Origin of the sequence: Limosilactobacillus mucosae, assembly GCF_013423865.1 — a bacterium.
GTDB lineage: Bacteria > Bacillota > Bacilli > Lactobacillales > Lactobacillaceae > Limosilactobacillus > Limosilactobacillus mucosae.
In genome coordinates this window covers 2,034,470-2,049,443 of record NZ_CP058954.1, presented here as the reverse complement: position 1 = coordinate 2,049,443, position 14,974 = coordinate 2,034,470, and the positions used below count along the sequence as shown (strand labels likewise).

General features: G+C 48.2%; 12 protein-coding genes. All 12 read left to right on the top strand.

Annotation, left to right across the window (positions count from 1 at the left end; genetic code table 11):
• The first annotated feature begins 506 nt into the window (after nucleotides 1-506).
• The 12 genes from rpmH (at nucleotide 507) to H0G69_RS10075 (ending at nucleotide 14,951) form a co-directional block, all read left to right on the top strand.
• Nucleotides 507-641 carry a 50S ribosomal protein L34 gene (rpmH, locus tag H0G69_RS10130; protein ID WP_003665227.1) on the top strand — a complete coding sequence of 45 codons (135 nt, stop codon included), beginning with the start codon at nucleotides 507-509 and terminating at the stop codon, nucleotides 639-641.
• Nucleotides 642-757: 116 nt separating this feature from the next.
• On the top strand, nucleotides 758-1,102 hold the full coding sequence (gene rnpA / locus H0G69_RS10125; protein WP_180304863.1) for a ribonuclease P protein component: 345 nt from the start codon (nucleotides 758-760) through the stop codon (nucleotides 1,100-1,102).
• Between the two features lie 14 nt (nucleotides 1,103-1,116).
• The gene (locus H0G69_RS10120; RefSeq protein WP_033934551.1) at nucleotides 1,117-1,950 is read left to right on the top strand and encodes a YidC/Oxa1 family membrane protein insertase; all 834 of its coding nucleotides are present in this window, start codon (nucleotides 1,117-1,119) and stop codon (nucleotides 1,948-1,950) included.
• A gap of 57 nt (nucleotides 1,951-2,007) precedes the next feature.
• A complete protein-coding gene (gene jag / locus H0G69_RS10115; protein ID WP_180304862.1) occupies nucleotides 2,008-2,814 on the top strand; it encodes an RNA-binding cell elongation regulator Jag/EloR in 807 nt (268 codons plus the stop codon).
• Nucleotides 2,815-2,967: 153 nt separating this feature from the next.
• Nucleotides 2,968-4,359 carry a tRNA uridine-5-carboxymethylaminomethyl(34) synthesis GTPase MnmE gene (gene mnmE / locus H0G69_RS10110; RefSeq protein ID WP_180304861.1) on the top strand — a complete coding sequence of 464 codons (1,392 nt, stop codon included), beginning with the start codon at nucleotides 2,968-2,970 and terminating at the stop codon, nucleotides 4,357-4,359.
• A gap of 11 nt (nucleotides 4,360-4,370) precedes the next feature.
• Nucleotides 4,371-6,293, top strand: coding sequence for a tRNA uridine-5-carboxymethylaminomethyl(34) synthesis enzyme MnmG (gene mnmG, locus H0G69_RS10105; RefSeq protein ID WP_180304860.1), 1,923 nt, complete (start codon nucleotides 4,371-4,373; stop codon nucleotides 6,291-6,293).
• 109 nt (nucleotides 6,294-6,402) lie between these two features.
• A complete protein-coding gene (locus H0G69_RS10100; protein WP_006500867.1) occupies nucleotides 6,403-7,629 on the top strand; it encodes a carboxylate--amine ligase in 1,227 nt (408 codons plus the stop codon).
• Nucleotides 7,630-7,656: 27 nt separating this feature from the next.
• On the top strand, nucleotides 7,657-9,573 hold the full coding sequence (asnB, locus tag H0G69_RS10095; protein WP_048345673.1) for an asparagine synthase (glutamine-hydrolyzing): 1,917 nt from the start codon (nucleotides 7,657-7,659) through the stop codon (nucleotides 9,571-9,573).
• Nucleotides 9,574-11,103: a UDP-N-acetylmuramyl-tripeptide synthetase gene (gene murE, locus H0G69_RS10090; protein ID WP_180304859.1), complete on the top strand. Its 1,530-nt coding sequence runs from the start codon at nucleotides 9,574-9,576 to the stop codon at nucleotides 11,101-11,103.
• 221 nt (nucleotides 11,104-11,324) lie between these two features.
• Nucleotides 11,325-12,854 carry a UDP-N-acetylmuramyl-tripeptide synthetase gene (gene murE / locus H0G69_RS10085; protein ID WP_180304858.1) on the top strand — a complete coding sequence of 510 codons (1,530 nt, stop codon included), beginning with the start codon at nucleotides 11,325-11,327 and terminating at the stop codon, nucleotides 12,852-12,854.
• Nucleotides 12,855-12,918: 64 nt separating this feature from the next.
• On the top strand, nucleotides 12,919-13,527 hold the full coding sequence (lepB, locus tag H0G69_RS10080; RefSeq protein ID WP_006500863.1) for a signal peptidase I: 609 nt from the start codon (nucleotides 12,919-12,921) through the stop codon (nucleotides 13,525-13,527).
• 98 nt (nucleotides 13,528-13,625) lie between these two features.
• Nucleotides 13,626-14,951 (top strand): C1 family peptidase, encoded by a 1,326-nt coding sequence (locus tag H0G69_RS10075; protein ID WP_180304857.1) that lies wholly within the window; start codon nucleotides 13,626-13,628, stop codon nucleotides 14,949-14,951.
• Nucleotides 14,952-14,974 lie beyond the last annotated feature (23 nt).

The window sequence follows — 14,974 nt, the reverse complement described above, 5'->3', positions numbered from 1 at the left end:
GTAAATTCCTCCTCATGCTAATTAAAAATCCAAAGAATATTTTAGCATTGTCTGGTAGTTTTCCACAAGGCTGTGTAAAAACTATTAACAAAATCCACAGACATGTTGATAAGTTTTCCACAAGGCTGTGGATTTGTGGAAAAAGAAAAGACAAAATCAAGTTAATCACTGGTGATCTGTGGATAACTTTAGCGAATTAAAAGCGTACTAGTCATGTTTTCATAATTATCCACAGATATGTTGATAACTTTTTCCACAACCTGTGGGGAACTCTTTTTGCTTTGGATAACTCTGTGGATAAATATAAAAGTCCCCAGTTTTGTTTTGGTACTTGTGGAAAAAACTGGGGATAACTGGCCGCTTCTGTGCAGTAAAAAACGCTAAAATAACGCAAGATAATCATTTATTCTTGGCGTAGGATGTGTTATACTTCAAAAGTATGTTTGAAGAGATTGTCTTTTTGGACTGTAAATAAAATAATAAATACAAGCGAGGAGGTGCACTCAATGAAGCGCACATTTCAACCAAAGAAGCGTCACCGCGCACGCGTTCACGGCTTCCGCAAGCGTATGAGCACGAGCAACGGCCGTAAGGTATTGGCTCGTCGTCGTCAAAAGGGCCGCAAAGTATTATCTGCATAAAATCGGCCACTATTTAATTAGTGGCTTTTTTTCTAAAAGGGGCCGGGGCATTCATCCACTGCATTATGTGCGGTTGTGCCTCAGTCCTTTTTGTATTTTTAAAGGTTGGAGCGAACATGCGAAAGTCATACCGAATAAAAAAGGAAAGTGAATTTCAGCGGGTCTTTGAAACTCATGATTCCGTAGCCAATCGAAAATTTATCATCTATCAAATGCAAAAACCAGGTCAGAAACATTTTCGGGTCGGCATCTCAGTCGGCAAGAAAATCGGTAATGCCGTACACCGCAATTGGCTGAAGCGGCGGATCCGCCAAACGCTGCTGGAGGTTAAGCCGGCAATCAAGCCTGACGTTGACTTCTTGATTATTGCGCGGCCAGCTGCTGATGGCTTGGAAATGGCAGAAGTTAAAAAGAATCTGGTTCATGCACTGAAATTGGCCCATCTGTTAAAAGAAGATTAAGAGAGGATCGCACTTTGAGAAAAGGACACAAGAAAATCCTAAGCCTGGCGGGGATTATGAGTCTGGCAGTCTTTTTGGCTGCTTGTTCCAATTCACCAATTACCAGCCACAGTACCGGCTTTTGGGATCATTACATCATCTATAACTGCTCACGGTTCATAATCTGGCTGTCCAACAATTTTGGCGGCTATGGAATGGGGATCATCATCTTTACGATTATCGTGCGGATTATCATTCTGCCATTGATGGTGTACCAGACCAAGATGTCGGTCAAGATGCAGGAATTAACGCCGCAGCTTAAGGAGATTCAAAAGAAGTATCCTGGACGCGATCGTGAATCACTGGAAAAGATGCAGGCAGCGCAACAAAAGCTTTATAAGGATGCTGGCGTGCACCCGTTTGCTTCGATGCTGCCTCTGCTGGTTCAGCTGCCAGTTATGTGGGCATTGTATCAAGCCATCTGGCGGACGCACGTTTTGCGCAGTGGGAGCTTCTTATGGCTGCAGCTGGGCCACAATGACCCATACTACGTGCTGCCGATTTTGGCGGCCCTGTTTACGTTTATCAGTTCCTGGCTGTCAATGGCTTCAATGCCGGAACAAAATGCCATGACCAAATCAATGACCTGGTTTATGCCGATCATGGTCTTTTTCATGGCACTGGGCTTTAGTTCGGCAATTACGCTTTACTGGGTAGTATCCAACGCTTTCCAGGTTCTGCAGGTACTGATCTTCCAAAATCCGTTCAAGATTCGTCGCGAACGTGAAGAAAAACAGGCTGCTGAACGTCGCCACCGCAACAAGATTGCCAAGGCTAAGCGCAAGGCCTACCGCAGCAAGCGGAAATAATTGAGCAACGAGGGCGGCTTGACCGCTCTTTTTTGATAATGATTGAGGGGGAGCTTTATGGAAACTTTTGAGGCGCAGACAATTGATGAAGCAATCGCAGCCGCATCAGCTGCCTTTAAAGCCGATCGTGATCAATTAGATATTCAGGTTTTGGAGCAGCCGCGGCATGGCTTTCTTGGATTTGGCCGTCGGAACGCCAAAATTCAGGCTGAATTAAAACGGCCGGTGCAGCCGCAAAAGCCAATCGTAAAAAATTCGGCCGTTAAGTCCCAGCCAGCTAAAAAAACGGTCGTGGTCAAAACTGCCAAGCCGACAGACAAAAAACAAAACGTCAAACCGGCAGCAAATGATTCAAATGAGCCAGATGCCTTGGAAATGGAGCATCGTCATCAAGCCAACGTGCAGAAGATGAATCAAGCGGCCCAGGCACTTTGCGGCTATCTGAAAGACGTGCTGGCAGCGCTTGGGGTAACGGCTAAGCCTAAAATCGTCAAGCTGCGGACTCATGAATTGGTCGTTGATCTGCAGGCCGACAATTCAGGACGAGTCATCGGCTTTCATGGGCGACGGATCAATGCCTTGGAACAGTTGGGAACGGCCTTTTTAAGCTATCATGGCGTCGATGATCCGGGGCTGATCCTGGATACGTCGAATTACCGTCAGAAACGGCAGCAGTCATTGGAAAAACTGGCTGCTCGCTGCTTCACCGAGGTAATTGCTACTGGTCAAGCCGTCTTTTTGGACCCAATGCCGGCTCGTGAACGCAAATATCTGCACCATGTCTTGGAAGACAATCCGCGGGTCAAGACCTATTCACATGGTCGTGATCCGTATCGCAGCGTCGTGGTAGCACCAAAGAATTAATTGATTGACAACCAAACGCTGAAAAACTAAAATAGCGATGTTAATTGAATTTACCGTTAGTTAGAGTAGTGAAAGTGCTTTGACCATGTTGATCCCAAAGCGGGGAGAGCGTGGACTCGGCACTTTTTTTATTGCGGCGGAAAGGAGCAGAAAATGGCAAATTCAGAATTTGATACAATTGCAGCCATCTCGACCCCAGTTGGCGAAGGGGGCATCTCGATTATTCGGATCAGCGGCGAGGAGGCCGTTGCCGTTGCCAAAAAGCTGTACCATGGCAGCAAGGATCTGGCAAAGGTGGCAACCAATACCATTAACTATGGGCATATCGTTGATCCCGACAGTGGTGCGGAAGTTGATGAGGTCATGGTTTCAATCATGCGGGCACCTCATACCTACACTAGAGAAGACGTTGTCGAAATCAACTGTCATGGCGGACTGCTGGCTACCAATCGGATTCTGCAGCTGACGCTTAGTCATGGCGCCCGACTGGCAGAACCGGGTGAGTTTACCAAACGAGCCTTTTTAAACGGTCGGCTGGATCTTTCACAGTCGGAAGCCGTGATGGATCTGATCCGCGCCAAAACCGACAAATCAATGAAGGTGGCGCTAAACCAGCTGGATGGCGATCTGTCTCGCTTGATCAAGGCTTTGCGCAAGGATATTCTGGACGTCTTGGCGCAGGTTGAGGTCAACATTGACTACCCAGAATATGACGCGGTTGAAGAAATGACGACCAAGATGCTGAAAGAAAAGGCCCAAGAGGTTCAGCAGCGCATTCAGGCACTTTTAAAAACCGCCAAGCAGGGCAAGGTGTTAAGAGATGGTCTGGCAACGGCAATCATTGGGCGGCCAAACGTCGGCAAGTCCAGCCTGCTCAACACGCTTTTGCATGAGGACAAGGCAATCGTAACCAACGTGGCCGGAACCACGCGTGACGTGATTGAGGAATACGTCAACGTAGAAGGCGTGCCTTTAAAACTGATCGACACGGCTGGGATTCGCCATACTGAGGATACGGTCGAAAAAATCGGCGTTGAGCGCAGTCGTCAGGCGATCGATACGGCTGACTTGGTGCTGCTTTTGATTGACAGTTCCAATGCATTGACCGATGAGGACCGAGAACTGATCAAGCTGACGGCTGGCAAGCCACGCATCGTCATCTTAAACAAAACCGACCTGCCGAACCGAATCGATCTAAATGAGCTGCGTCAGCTGACGGCTGGCGATCGCGTCATCAAGACCTCGATCGTTGAGCATGAGGGAATGGAAGAATTGGGCCGGACGATCAGCCATATGTTCTTTGATGAAGGAATCGAAAGCTCGCAAAGTACCGTTATGGTTACCAACGCCCGGCATATTGGACTGCTTCATCAAGCCAATGACGCCTTGAATGACGTTTTGAGCGGGATTGCAGCTGGAATGCCAGTCGACTTGGTCCAGATCGACATGACGCGGTGCTGGGAACTGTTGGGTGAGATTACCGGCGACAGCTATCAAGATGAGCTGTTGGATCAATTGTTCAGCCAGTTCTGTCTAGGAAAGTAAAGGAGATAAAAATGCAGATTTCACAAGGTAAGCCGTTTGATGCCGGCAGCTTTGACGTAATCATCGTTGGAGCTGGTCATGCGGGATCAGAAGCGGCATTGGCGGCAGCACGCATGGGCAACAAGACGCTGCTTTTGACGATCAGTCTGGAAATGGTTGCCTTTATGCCATGCAATCCATCAGTGGGGGGACCGGCTAAGGGAATCGTAGTTCGTGAGATTGATGCCTTAGGCGGTGAAATGGGCCACAATATCGACAAGACCTATGTTCAGATGCGGATGCTCAACACGGGGAAAGGTCCAGCCGTCCGTGCGTTGCGGGCTCAGGCTGACAAGCACGCCTATCACCGAGCCATGAAGCAGACGATGGAAGAAACGCCTAATCTGACGCTGCGGCAGGCCACCGTTGATCAGCTGGTGGTTGAAGATGGCGTCTGCAAAGGAGTCATTACCAATACCGGGGCCCGCTATTTTGCCAAGGCCGTAGTATTGGCAACGGGAACGGCAGCCCGCGGCAAGATCATTATTGGCGAATTGATGTATGAATCTGGTCCAAACAATACGCAGTCAGCCACTAAGCTGTCTGAGAATCTAGAAGAGCTGGACTTTGATCTGCAGCGATTCAAGACCGGGACGCCGCCACGCATCAACGGCAATACGATTGATTATTCAGTTACCGAAGAGCAGCCTGGTGACGAAAAACCGCATCATTTCAGTTTTGATACGCCGGACAGTCAATATATCGCAGTCACTGATCAGATTTCCTGCTGGCTGACCTACACCAACCCAACCACGCATCAGATCATTCGCGACAACCTTGATCGGGCGCCAATGTTTACTGGGGTGATTGAAGGGGTTGGTCCGCGCTACTGTCCTTCAATTGAAGACAAGATCGTGCGGTTTGCCGATAAGGATCGCCACCAGGTCTTCTTGGAACCAGAAGGCCGCGATACTGACGAATGGTACGTGGACGGTATGTCAACCTCGATGCCTGAAGAAATTCAAGAAAAGATGCTGCATTCTGTAAAAGGGCTGGAAAAAGCCAAGCTGATGCGGCCAGGCTATGCAATCGAGTATGACGTGGTGGCGCCATATCAGCTGCATCCAACCCTGGAAACCAAGCTGGTCAAGAATCTGTTTACGGCTGGCCAGACCAATGGCACCTCGGGTTATGAAGAGGCAGCTGGTCAAGGACTGATCGCGGGCATCAATGCCGGGCTGCGTGCTCAAGGCAAGGGGCCGTTCGTGTTGAAACGCTCGGATGCTTACATTGGCGTAATGATCGATGACTTGGTAACCAAGGGAACCAAAGAACCATATCGGCTGTTGACCAGTCGTGCCGAATACCGGCTGATCCTGCGTCATGACAATGCCGATCTGCGCTTGATGGAAAAAGGACACGCGATTGGATTGGTTTCTGATGAGCGCTTGGCTAAAATGGAGCATAAAAAGGCCTTGGTTGAAGCTGAGATTGCTCGACTCAAGAAGATTCGCATCAAGCCAACCAATGAGGCAGCCAACAACCTGATTGAGGCTCACGGCGACAATCCTTTGAAAGATGCCATCGCGGCCGCTGATTTCTTAAAACGACCATATGTTGACTATCAGACGCTGATGAACCTGATTCCTGATCCAGATGAACCGCTCAGTCGAGAAGTGATCGAACAGGTCGAGATTCAATTGAAGTACGAGGGCTACATTAAAAAAGAAGAGGTCAAGGTTGAACGGCTGAAGCGCATGGAAGCCAAGAAGATCCCGGCTGACCTGGACTATTCGGCAATTGATGGTCTGGCTACTGAAGGCCGTCAGAAGCTGGAGAAGATTCGGCCTGAAACTTTGGCGCAGGCATCGCGGATCAGTGGGGTCAATCCAGCTGACCTGGCGATTTTGAGCGTTTATCTGCGTCAAGGACGTTTAGCTAAGCTTAAGGATTAGAGAATATCTTGAAGGTGCCTTGGGTTTGGATTATCATTAAGGTTTCAGAGGGCGTTTTTTATAATCGCCGTTGACAGTATCACTAGGAAAATATGAGGATGATTTTAAAGTGAATGATCAAATTGATTTCCAGCCAATTCTGCTGGGAACGGACTTTAACTGCTATGGCATGGCACGTTCTTTTTATGAAGCCTATGGAATCAAAAGCATTGCCTATGGAGTTACGCACATGGCGCCAACTCGCTACACCAAGCTGGCTGATGTGCATGTAATTGAAGGCTTTAACGAAGATCCAGGCTTTATCAAGTCGATGCGTGAGATTGCCAAGAACTTAAAGCCGGATAAAAAATACCTGCTGCTGTCCTGTGGGGATGGCTACACGGAACTGATCGCCAAGCACTTAGACGAGCTGAAGCAATGGTTTGTCTGCCCATATGTTGACTATGACATGTTCCAAAAACTGGGGACCAAAGAAACTTTTTACGCTGCTGCGGAAAAGTATGGCCTGCCTTATCCAAAGACCAAGCTGATTGAAGCGGCTGAATTTACGAAGCCAAAAGAAATTGAGCTGCCATTTGATTTTCCGATTGCCTTGAAGCCTTCCGACAGTATCGCCTGGCTGGACATTCATTTTGCTGATCGTAAAAAGGCCTATGTCTTGGACACGCGGGCTCAGTTTGATAAGCTGCTGCCTGAGATTGCTCAAGCTGGCTATACCGGAAAGCTGATCGCCCAGGACTTCATTCCCGGCGATGATTCCAACATGCGCGTGGTAAATGCCTATGTTGGTCAAGATCACAAGGTACGCATGATCTGCCTTGGTCATCCCCTGCTGGAAGATCCATCGCCAGTGGCAGTCGGCAACTATATGGTGATCATTCCAGAAAAGAACATGGAAATCTACCAAACGATTCAAAAGTTCTTGGAAGAAATCAATTACGTCGGGTTTGCGGACTTTGACATGAAGTACGACCGGCGCGATGGCAAATTCAAGATTTTTGAGATCAATCTGCGTCAGGGCCGCAGCAGCTACTACTGCACTTTAAACGGCTACAATCTGGCTAAGTACGTGGTTGATGATGCCATCTACCATCGTCCATATGACCATACCGATTATGCAGACGGCAACAAGCTGTGGCTGAGCGTTCCTAAGAAAGTCTTCTACAAGTACGCTAAGGAAGGCCCAGATAAGGAGCGTGCCAAGCAGATGCTTGAATCAGGCAACTGGGGTACGACGGCCTTTGACAAGCATGATACGCTCAAGCAGCGGCTGCTGATGCACTACGCCTTTTCGTTAATGCCTAAGAAGTACAAGGAATACTTCGTGCAGCGCTAATTTAGTCAAGAACATAGGAGAGTCATTATGTGTGGAATTGTTGCATTTGTGGATAATGAAAAGCCACAAGTCAAAGAAAGCCTGATTCAAAAAATGATGGACCGGATCATCCACCGTGGTCCCGATGATGCCGGCCAATTCGTCGATGAACACGCGGCTTTGGGACATAGGCGTCTAAGTTTCGTTGACGTTAAGAGCGGTAAGCAGCCGATCTTTAATGAAAACGAAAACCTGGCCATTTTATTTAATGGTGAAATCTACAACTTCCAGCCGCTGCGCGAGGAATTGATTGCTGCTGGGCACCATTTCTCAACCAAGACGGACACGGAAGTCATTCTGCATGGCTATGAGCAATGGGGCGATGACGTCTGCAAGAAGCTGCGGGGGATGTTTGCCTTTGTCATCTGGAACCGACAAACCCAAGAAATGTTTGGGGCCCGCGATCACTTCGGCATTAAGCCGCTGTATTACGCCAAGATGAATGGGACGTTCTTTGTCGGCTCAGAAATCAAGGCCTTCTTGGAACACCCGAACTTCGACAAGCAGCTGAACAAAGAAGCCCTCAAGCCATATCTGACGTTCCAATATCCAATTACCCGGGAAACGTTCTTTAAGGGCGTCTACAAACTGCCAGAAGGTCATTCGTTCCACTACACCAAGGATGGTCAGTTCTCAATGACTGAATACTGGGATGAAGACTTTGAACCAGCCGATGAAACCTTTGATCAAGCCGTTGATCGGATCGAGGCTGCCGTTACCGAATCAGTCAAGGCGCACTCTTTTGCTGACCAAGGCATTAAAGTCGGTTCGTTTCTTTCGGCTGGGGTTGACTCCAGCTACGTTACGGCGATGATGCGGCCTGACAACACGTTCTCAATCGGCTTTGACAGCACCTACGATGAAACCAAGGAAGCACGGGAACTGGCAGCTAAGCTGAATCTTAAGAATACGGATGCCAAGCTGACCAACGAGGAAGCCTTCCATACCTTCCCATTGATTCAATACTATCTGGACGAGCCCGACTCCAACCCATCCGTCGTGCCATTGTACTTCTTGACCAAGCTGGCTAAGGACAATGGCTACAAGGCAATGCTTTCTGGTGAAGGCGCCGATGAGCTGTTTGCCGGCTACATTGATTATGGCTTCTACACCAAGTCAAAGCTGATTCGCTGGATTACCGATCAGCTGAAGAAAAAGCCGCGGCAAAAGCGCTATGAGATTGCCGAAAAGATCAAGAACAAGCATTTCCATGGCCAGGCGCATATGTATGCCAACCTGGCGCCAGCTCGCGATACTTTTATCGGTGAGGCCTACATCTTCAGTCCAGAACAGGCTCAAAGCATTCTGCAGCCTGAATTTGACTGTGGTCCAACGGTTAAGCAGATCGTTGACCCATACTACGACAAGGTTGAAGACAAAGATATTGATGAGGTTGCCAAAAAGCAGTACCTGGATCTGCACTGCTTTATGCCAGGCGATATTCTGCTGAAGGCCGATAAGATGAGTATGGCCAACTCGCTGGAACTGCGGGTGCCTTTATTGGATCGGGAAATGATGAAGGTTGCTCAGACCACGCCAACCAAGTACCTGTTCAACGCTAAGGGTACCAAGTGGGCTTTCCGGATGGCGGCCAACCGTCACCTGCCAGAAGAATGGGCAACGCGGCCTAAGATGGGCTTCCCTACGCCAATTCGGGCCTGGCTGCGTGAAGACAAGTATTACCAAGAAGTTCGTGAATTATTCAGCCAGGATTTTGTCAAAGAGTTCTTTGATCAAGACAAGATCCTGAAGATGGCTGAAGACAACTTCCAAGGCAAGACTGACGACCGGCGCAAGATCTGGACCGTCTACACGTTCTTGGTCTGGTACAAGCTGTACTTTATCGACAACTTCAAGCCGGATGAATCTGCAATTGATCAAACCAAGCAAAAGGCGGCGAACTAAATGCTGACGGTTAAACAGACGGTAGCCGCTCTCAAGGAACGGGACCTGTTTAAGGAAATCATCGTTGACGGTCAGTGGCTGTATGATGTACCGGAAAAAATTGCCGATTTGGAGTTCAGACAGCTTTCGTATGACTCGCGTGTAATTGAGCCGCAGACGCTTTTTATCTGCAAGGGACAGCGCTTTAATCCGCAGTATCTGGTGGATGCAGTCAAAAAAGGCGCCACGGCTTGTCTGACTCAGCAGGTGTATGATGAGGAGCTGGCTGGTCAGACCGTCTGGCAGCTTGTCGTTACTGATGTCCAAAAAGCCATGGCGACAGTCGCACGGGCATTTTATGGCGATCCGGAAAAAGAACTGACACTGATCGGCTTTACCGGTACCAAGGGCAAGACGACCTCAGTCTACTTTACGCGGCATATTTTAGCGCATGTCTTTGACAATCAGGTGGCGCAGCTGTCATCGATTGCCGAATGTCTGGATGGTAAAAACTTTATTGAATCGCACCTGACTACGCCCGAATCATTGGATCTGTACCGGATGATGCGTCAAGCCGTTGATAACGGCATGAAGTATCTGGTGATGGAGGTTTCCAGTCAGGCTTATAAGAAGTCGCGCGTTGATGGGCTGCATTTTGACATTGGCGTCTTCTTGAATATTTCGCGTGATCATATCAGTCCCGTTGAGCATCCAAGTTTTGACGACTATCTTTGGTGCAAGAGCCAGCTGGTAAAAAATGCCGATAAAGTAATCATCAACCGCGAGATCCCTTACTTTGAGCTGCTGGCCCAAAAGACGCGTGCATTCGGCAACCAGCTGATTACCTATGGCAGTGATCAATCAGATGCCGATTATCGCTTTACTTTAGGCGAGCATGGTCATTTCCAGGTTGCTTCGTTTAATGACCAGCTGCCGACAGTTGCAGGCGATTTTCGGGTCATGCTGCCGGGATCGTTTAACTGCAGCAATGCAACGGCGGCTTTGGCAGTCGCCGCGCAGCTAAGCGATAAAACCAGTGAGTTTGCGGCGGGACTTTTAGAAACTAAGGTACCGGGCCGCATGGAGATCTTAAAGAACGAAAAAGGCTATGTGGCTTGTGTTGACTATGCTCATAACTACCTGAGCATGAGTGAGAGCTTCAAGTTCTTAAAGCATGAGTATCCAGACGGCCGCTTGATCGTGGTTACCGGTTCAGTGGGCAGCAAAGCTGAGTCACGGCGCCAGGATATCGGTCGCGCACTGTCAGAGTATGCCGACGTGGCCATCCTGACTGAAGATGACAACTACTTTGAGGATCCCAAAAAGATTATTCAGGCAATTCACGATCATATCGTGGATCCCCACGTTGAGGTTCATGAGATTCTTAACCGTGAAGAGGCCATTAAAACAGCCTTTCAGATGGCGCGGCCGGGCGATGTCATGTTTATGGCTGCCAAGGGGCGGGAGCAGTTCCTGCGCGAAAATGGCCATGACAAGCCTTATGTCGGCGATTACCAGCTGACAGAGCAGTTGATGAAAGCGTATAATTAAATATGACTGTTAGGGAAGTCGATACCTTGACAGTTAATTGAAGATAAGGTCCAGTCTGCGGTGCGTTTGCAGACTGGACCTTATTGTCGCTTTTTTAAGACATCTTAAAAGCAAGTTCTTGATGCTTTCGTTGGGATTTCGCATTTTTTTCATAATCTTGTGTCAGAATACGAAACATGATCGAAAGACAATGAACGTTTAAATGAAAGGTGGGGGGAGAAATGCTGACGCTTAATCAAGCTGCCAACATTTTAAAACAGGATCAATTGCTGCGTGAAATCGTAATCGGTGATGATTGGCGCTTCAAGGTTCCAGCCAATCTCAAAGATCGCAGGCTCCAATTCTTATCTTATGATTCGCGCCGTATTGCACCTGATACGCTGTTTATGTGCAAGGGACTGCATTTTAACGAAAAATATCTGGAGGACGCAATTGATAAGGGAGCCGTTGCCTGTGTGACTGAAAACGTCTATGCCGGCAAAGACCAGCATCAAGTCGTGCAGCTGGTGGTCAATGACGTTCAAAAGGCAATGGCTCTATTGGCGCGCGAGTTTTACAACAACCCGCAACAGGAACTGAAAGTGATTGGGTTTACTGGGACCAAGGGAAAAACGACTTCGGTATACTTTGCCCGCCATTTGATGAATGAGGTTTTTGATCATAAGGTAGCCCAATTATCCTCAATTGCTGAATGTCTTGATGGCGAGCATTTTGAAGAAGCTCATTTAACGACGCCAGAGTCACTGGACCTGTTCCGGATGATGCGTCAGGCTGCCGATAATGGCATGAAGTATCTGATTATGGAGGTTTCCAGTCAGGCCTATAAGAAGTCAAGAGTCTATGGTCTGCATTTTGATATTGGTGTCTTTTTAAATATTGCTGCCGACCACATTAGTCCGGTAGAACACCCAAGTTTTGAAGACTATCTGTACTGTAAGAGTCAGCTGATGCTTAACTCATCCAAGGTGATCATCAATCGTGAGTGTCCTTATTATGATCTGCTGGCTCAAAAAGCGCTGGCTGCTGGCAATCAGGTAATCTCATTTGGCAACAGTCAGTCCAATGCCGACTATCGCTATGTAGTTGATTCGCCGCATGAGTTTCACGTAGCTACGTTCAGCAGTCAGCAGCCGCAGTTGACTGGCCGCTTTAAGATCAATATCCCAGGTACGTTCAATGACAGCAATGCCTTGGCCGCGCTGGTCGTAGAACGGCAGTTCAGTGATGATACGGCGGCTTTTGCCAAGGGACTGGAAGAAACCACCGTTCCTGGCCGCATGGAAATGCTGAGCAATCAGCGGGGACTATTGGCCTGCGTTGACTATGCTCATAACTATCTGAGCCTGAATGAAAGCTTCAAATACATGAAAAACACTTATCCCAATGGCCGTTTGATCGTAGTGATCGGTGCGGCTGGCGGTAAGGCTGAGTCGCGCCGTAAGGATATTGGCGAGGCGCTGGCCAAATATGCTGACGTGGCCATTCTAACCAGTGAAGACAATTTCTTTGAGGATCCGTACAAGATCGATGAAGAAATCAAATCACACATTGATAATCCTGATGTTGAGGTACATATCAACGTTGATCGCGCCAAAGCCATTCAAGATGCATTTAACATGGCGCGGCCCGGCGACGTCATGTTTATGGCTGCCAAGGGACGCGAGCAGTTTATGCATGAAAAAGGCCATGACATTCCATATGTTGGCGATTATCAGCTGACCAAAAAATTGATGCGCGAATATGATGAATAAGTTGTTAGTTGCTGGCAAAGTGTATTAAAATTGCCGTTAGAAATCTAATCTGGGAGCAATTTTGATGAAAGCTTTTAAAGAATTAATGAGTTGGATCGTGCCGATTGCGATTGGTCTGCTGCTGGCATTGCTGATCAAGCAGTTTGCTTTTCAGTTTGTCCGAGTTGATGGTCCATCCATGCAGCCTAATCTGCAAAACAACGAGCGCGTGGTCTGCTTAAAGCAAGCCAAGATTCATCGCGGCAGCGTAGTGGTTTTTGATGCCAATGGCGTTGATCCGCAAGTTTCAGTAAAGACTGAGTACGTAAAGCGGGTTATTGGTCTGCCAGGCGATACGGTTGAGGCTAAAAACGGCAATCTTTACGTTAACGGTAAAAAGGTTGATCAAAGCTACATCAGCAAGAGCGAGCGTTCCAGCGGTACCGGAACCTGGACTTTGCACAGTATTTCCCAGGAAAACAGCTGGGTGCTGCATAATGGGGCCTACAAGGTACCAAAAGGCGAGTACTTTGTCTTGGGTGATCACCGCAGCGTCTCTAACGACAGCCGCTACTGGGGATTCGTACCTAAGAGCAAGATCGTCGGCGTCGTCAAGGTAGGTTTCTGGAATCGTACGCAGCCGGCTAAAAACAATATCAATCAGCAATGGAAGCATTTCTTTGCCGATAACTAACAATGAGCAGCGTTCTTTAGCAAGGGCGCTGCTTTTGAGTTGTTGATGATTTTGCTTTAGAATGATTCACAAAAGACTGTAAGTGAGGAAGATTCAACATGTCAGAGTTTGAAAAGTTAACGTCGCAGCAGCTGCAGGGCTACGAAGCCGATTTCAAAAAGCGGCCAGATGCTGCCGTAATCGCGCGGGCCGTGATGAAAAATGGCATCAAGGCAACCAGCGAGGACCAAAACGTCAGTCAGCGCAATCACCGCGTTTTTTCGTATGAAGTCAAGACGGGCAAGGTATCCAATCAGCGGCATAGCGGTCGCTGCTGGTCGTTTGCCACGCTGAACACGCTGCGGCATCTTTTTGCCAGCCAGTACAACTTCAAGGATTTTGAATTATCGCAGAATTATTTGTTTTTCTGGGATCGTGTTGAACGGGCCAATATGTTTTTGCAAAATATCATTGCTACGGCCGCACTGCCATTTCATGATCGGCTGGTCGATTTTTATGTGGCATTTGCGGAAAATGATGGCGGGCAGTGGGCCAATGCTGCCTCGATCATTGAAAAATATGGCGTCGTACCGGAATATGTAATGCCTGACACCTACAATACCAAGAATACTGACGATATTGCCGGGGTAATGAAGGATCTGATGCATAAAGACGCGTTGGTACTGCGGAAGATGATCAATGAGCAGCATGCTGATCGGGCTGCGGTTCAGCAGGTTAAAGAAAAGATGGTCAGTGAGGTCTATCGATTGGCCGTTTATGCTTTTGGGATGCCGCCTAAGCAGTTTGATCTGGAATATCAGGATGACGATCATCAGCTGCATCGGCAGGCCAATCTGTCGCCACTGGAATTCTTTCATCAATATTGGCAGCTGAATCTGCGTGACTATGTAGTTTTGACCAACGCGCCGGATCATAAGCTCAATCAGGTCTACTCAATGCCGCAGCAGGAAAATGTCGTTGGTGGAATCCCGCTGCAATTCGTCAACGTGCCGTTTGAAGAACTGCAGAACAGCGCGGTCAAGCAGCTGAAAGCAGGAGAAACCGTGTGGGTCGGCAATGACGTCTTACAGCAGATGGATCGCAAGCGGGGCATTATGGATGCTGAGCTGTACAAAACAGAAGCGCTTTTGGGCATTGACTACGTTATGAACAAAAAAGAACGGCTGGAAACCAGACAGGCCTGCGTTTCTCATGCCATGACGCTGACTGGATTTAATGAGGCTGACGGTCAGATTGATCGCTGGAAGATTGAGAATTCATGGGGTGAAGAAAATGGCGAAAAAGGCTATTTCGTCATGACGCAAAAATGGTTTGAAGACTATACCTATGAAGCCGTGATCAACAAGCGCTACCTTAGTTCCGAACTGTTGCAGCTGACTAAGCAGCGGCCGGTTCAACTGACGGCTTGGGATTCGCTGCAGTAAAAAACAGCCCTGATCAGAATTTG

Bases quoted from the DNA above. Each gene is read 5' to 3' on its own strand.
- asnB (WP_048345673.1), top strand. From the start codon at position 7,657: ATGTGTGGAATTGTTGCATTTGTGGATAATGAAAAGCCACAAGTCAAA.
- mnmE (WP_180304861.1), top strand. From the start codon at position 2,968: ATGGCAAATTCAGAATTTGATACAATTGCAGCCATCTCGACCCCAGTT.
- murE (WP_180304858.1), top strand. From the start codon at position 11,325: ATGCTGACGCTTAATCAAGCTGCCAACATTTTAAAACAGGATCAATTG.
- mnmG (WP_180304860.1), top strand. From the start codon at position 4,371: ATGCAGATTTCACAAGGTAAGCCGTTTGATGCCGGCAGCTTTGACGTA.
- rpmH (WP_003665227.1), top strand. From the start codon at position 507: ATGAAGCGCACATTTCAACCAAAGAAGCGTCACCGCGCACGCGTTCAC.
- rnpA (WP_180304863.1), top strand. From the start codon at position 758: ATGCGAAAGTCATACCGAATAAAAAAGGAAAGTGAATTTCAGCGGGTC.
- H0G69_RS10075 (WP_180304857.1), top strand. From the start codon at position 13,626: ATGTCAGAGTTTGAAAAGTTAACGTCGCAGCAGCTGCAGGGCTACGAA.
- jag (WP_180304862.1), top strand. From the start codon at position 2,008: ATGGAAACTTTTGAGGCGCAGACAATTGATGAAGCAATCGCAGCCGCA.
- lepB (WP_006500863.1), top strand. From the start codon at position 12,919: ATGAAAGCTTTTAAAGAATTAATGAGTTGGATCGTGCCGATTGCGATT.
- murE (WP_180304859.1), top strand. From the start codon at position 9,574: ATGCTGACGGTTAAACAGACGGTAGCCGCTCTCAAGGAACGGGACCTG.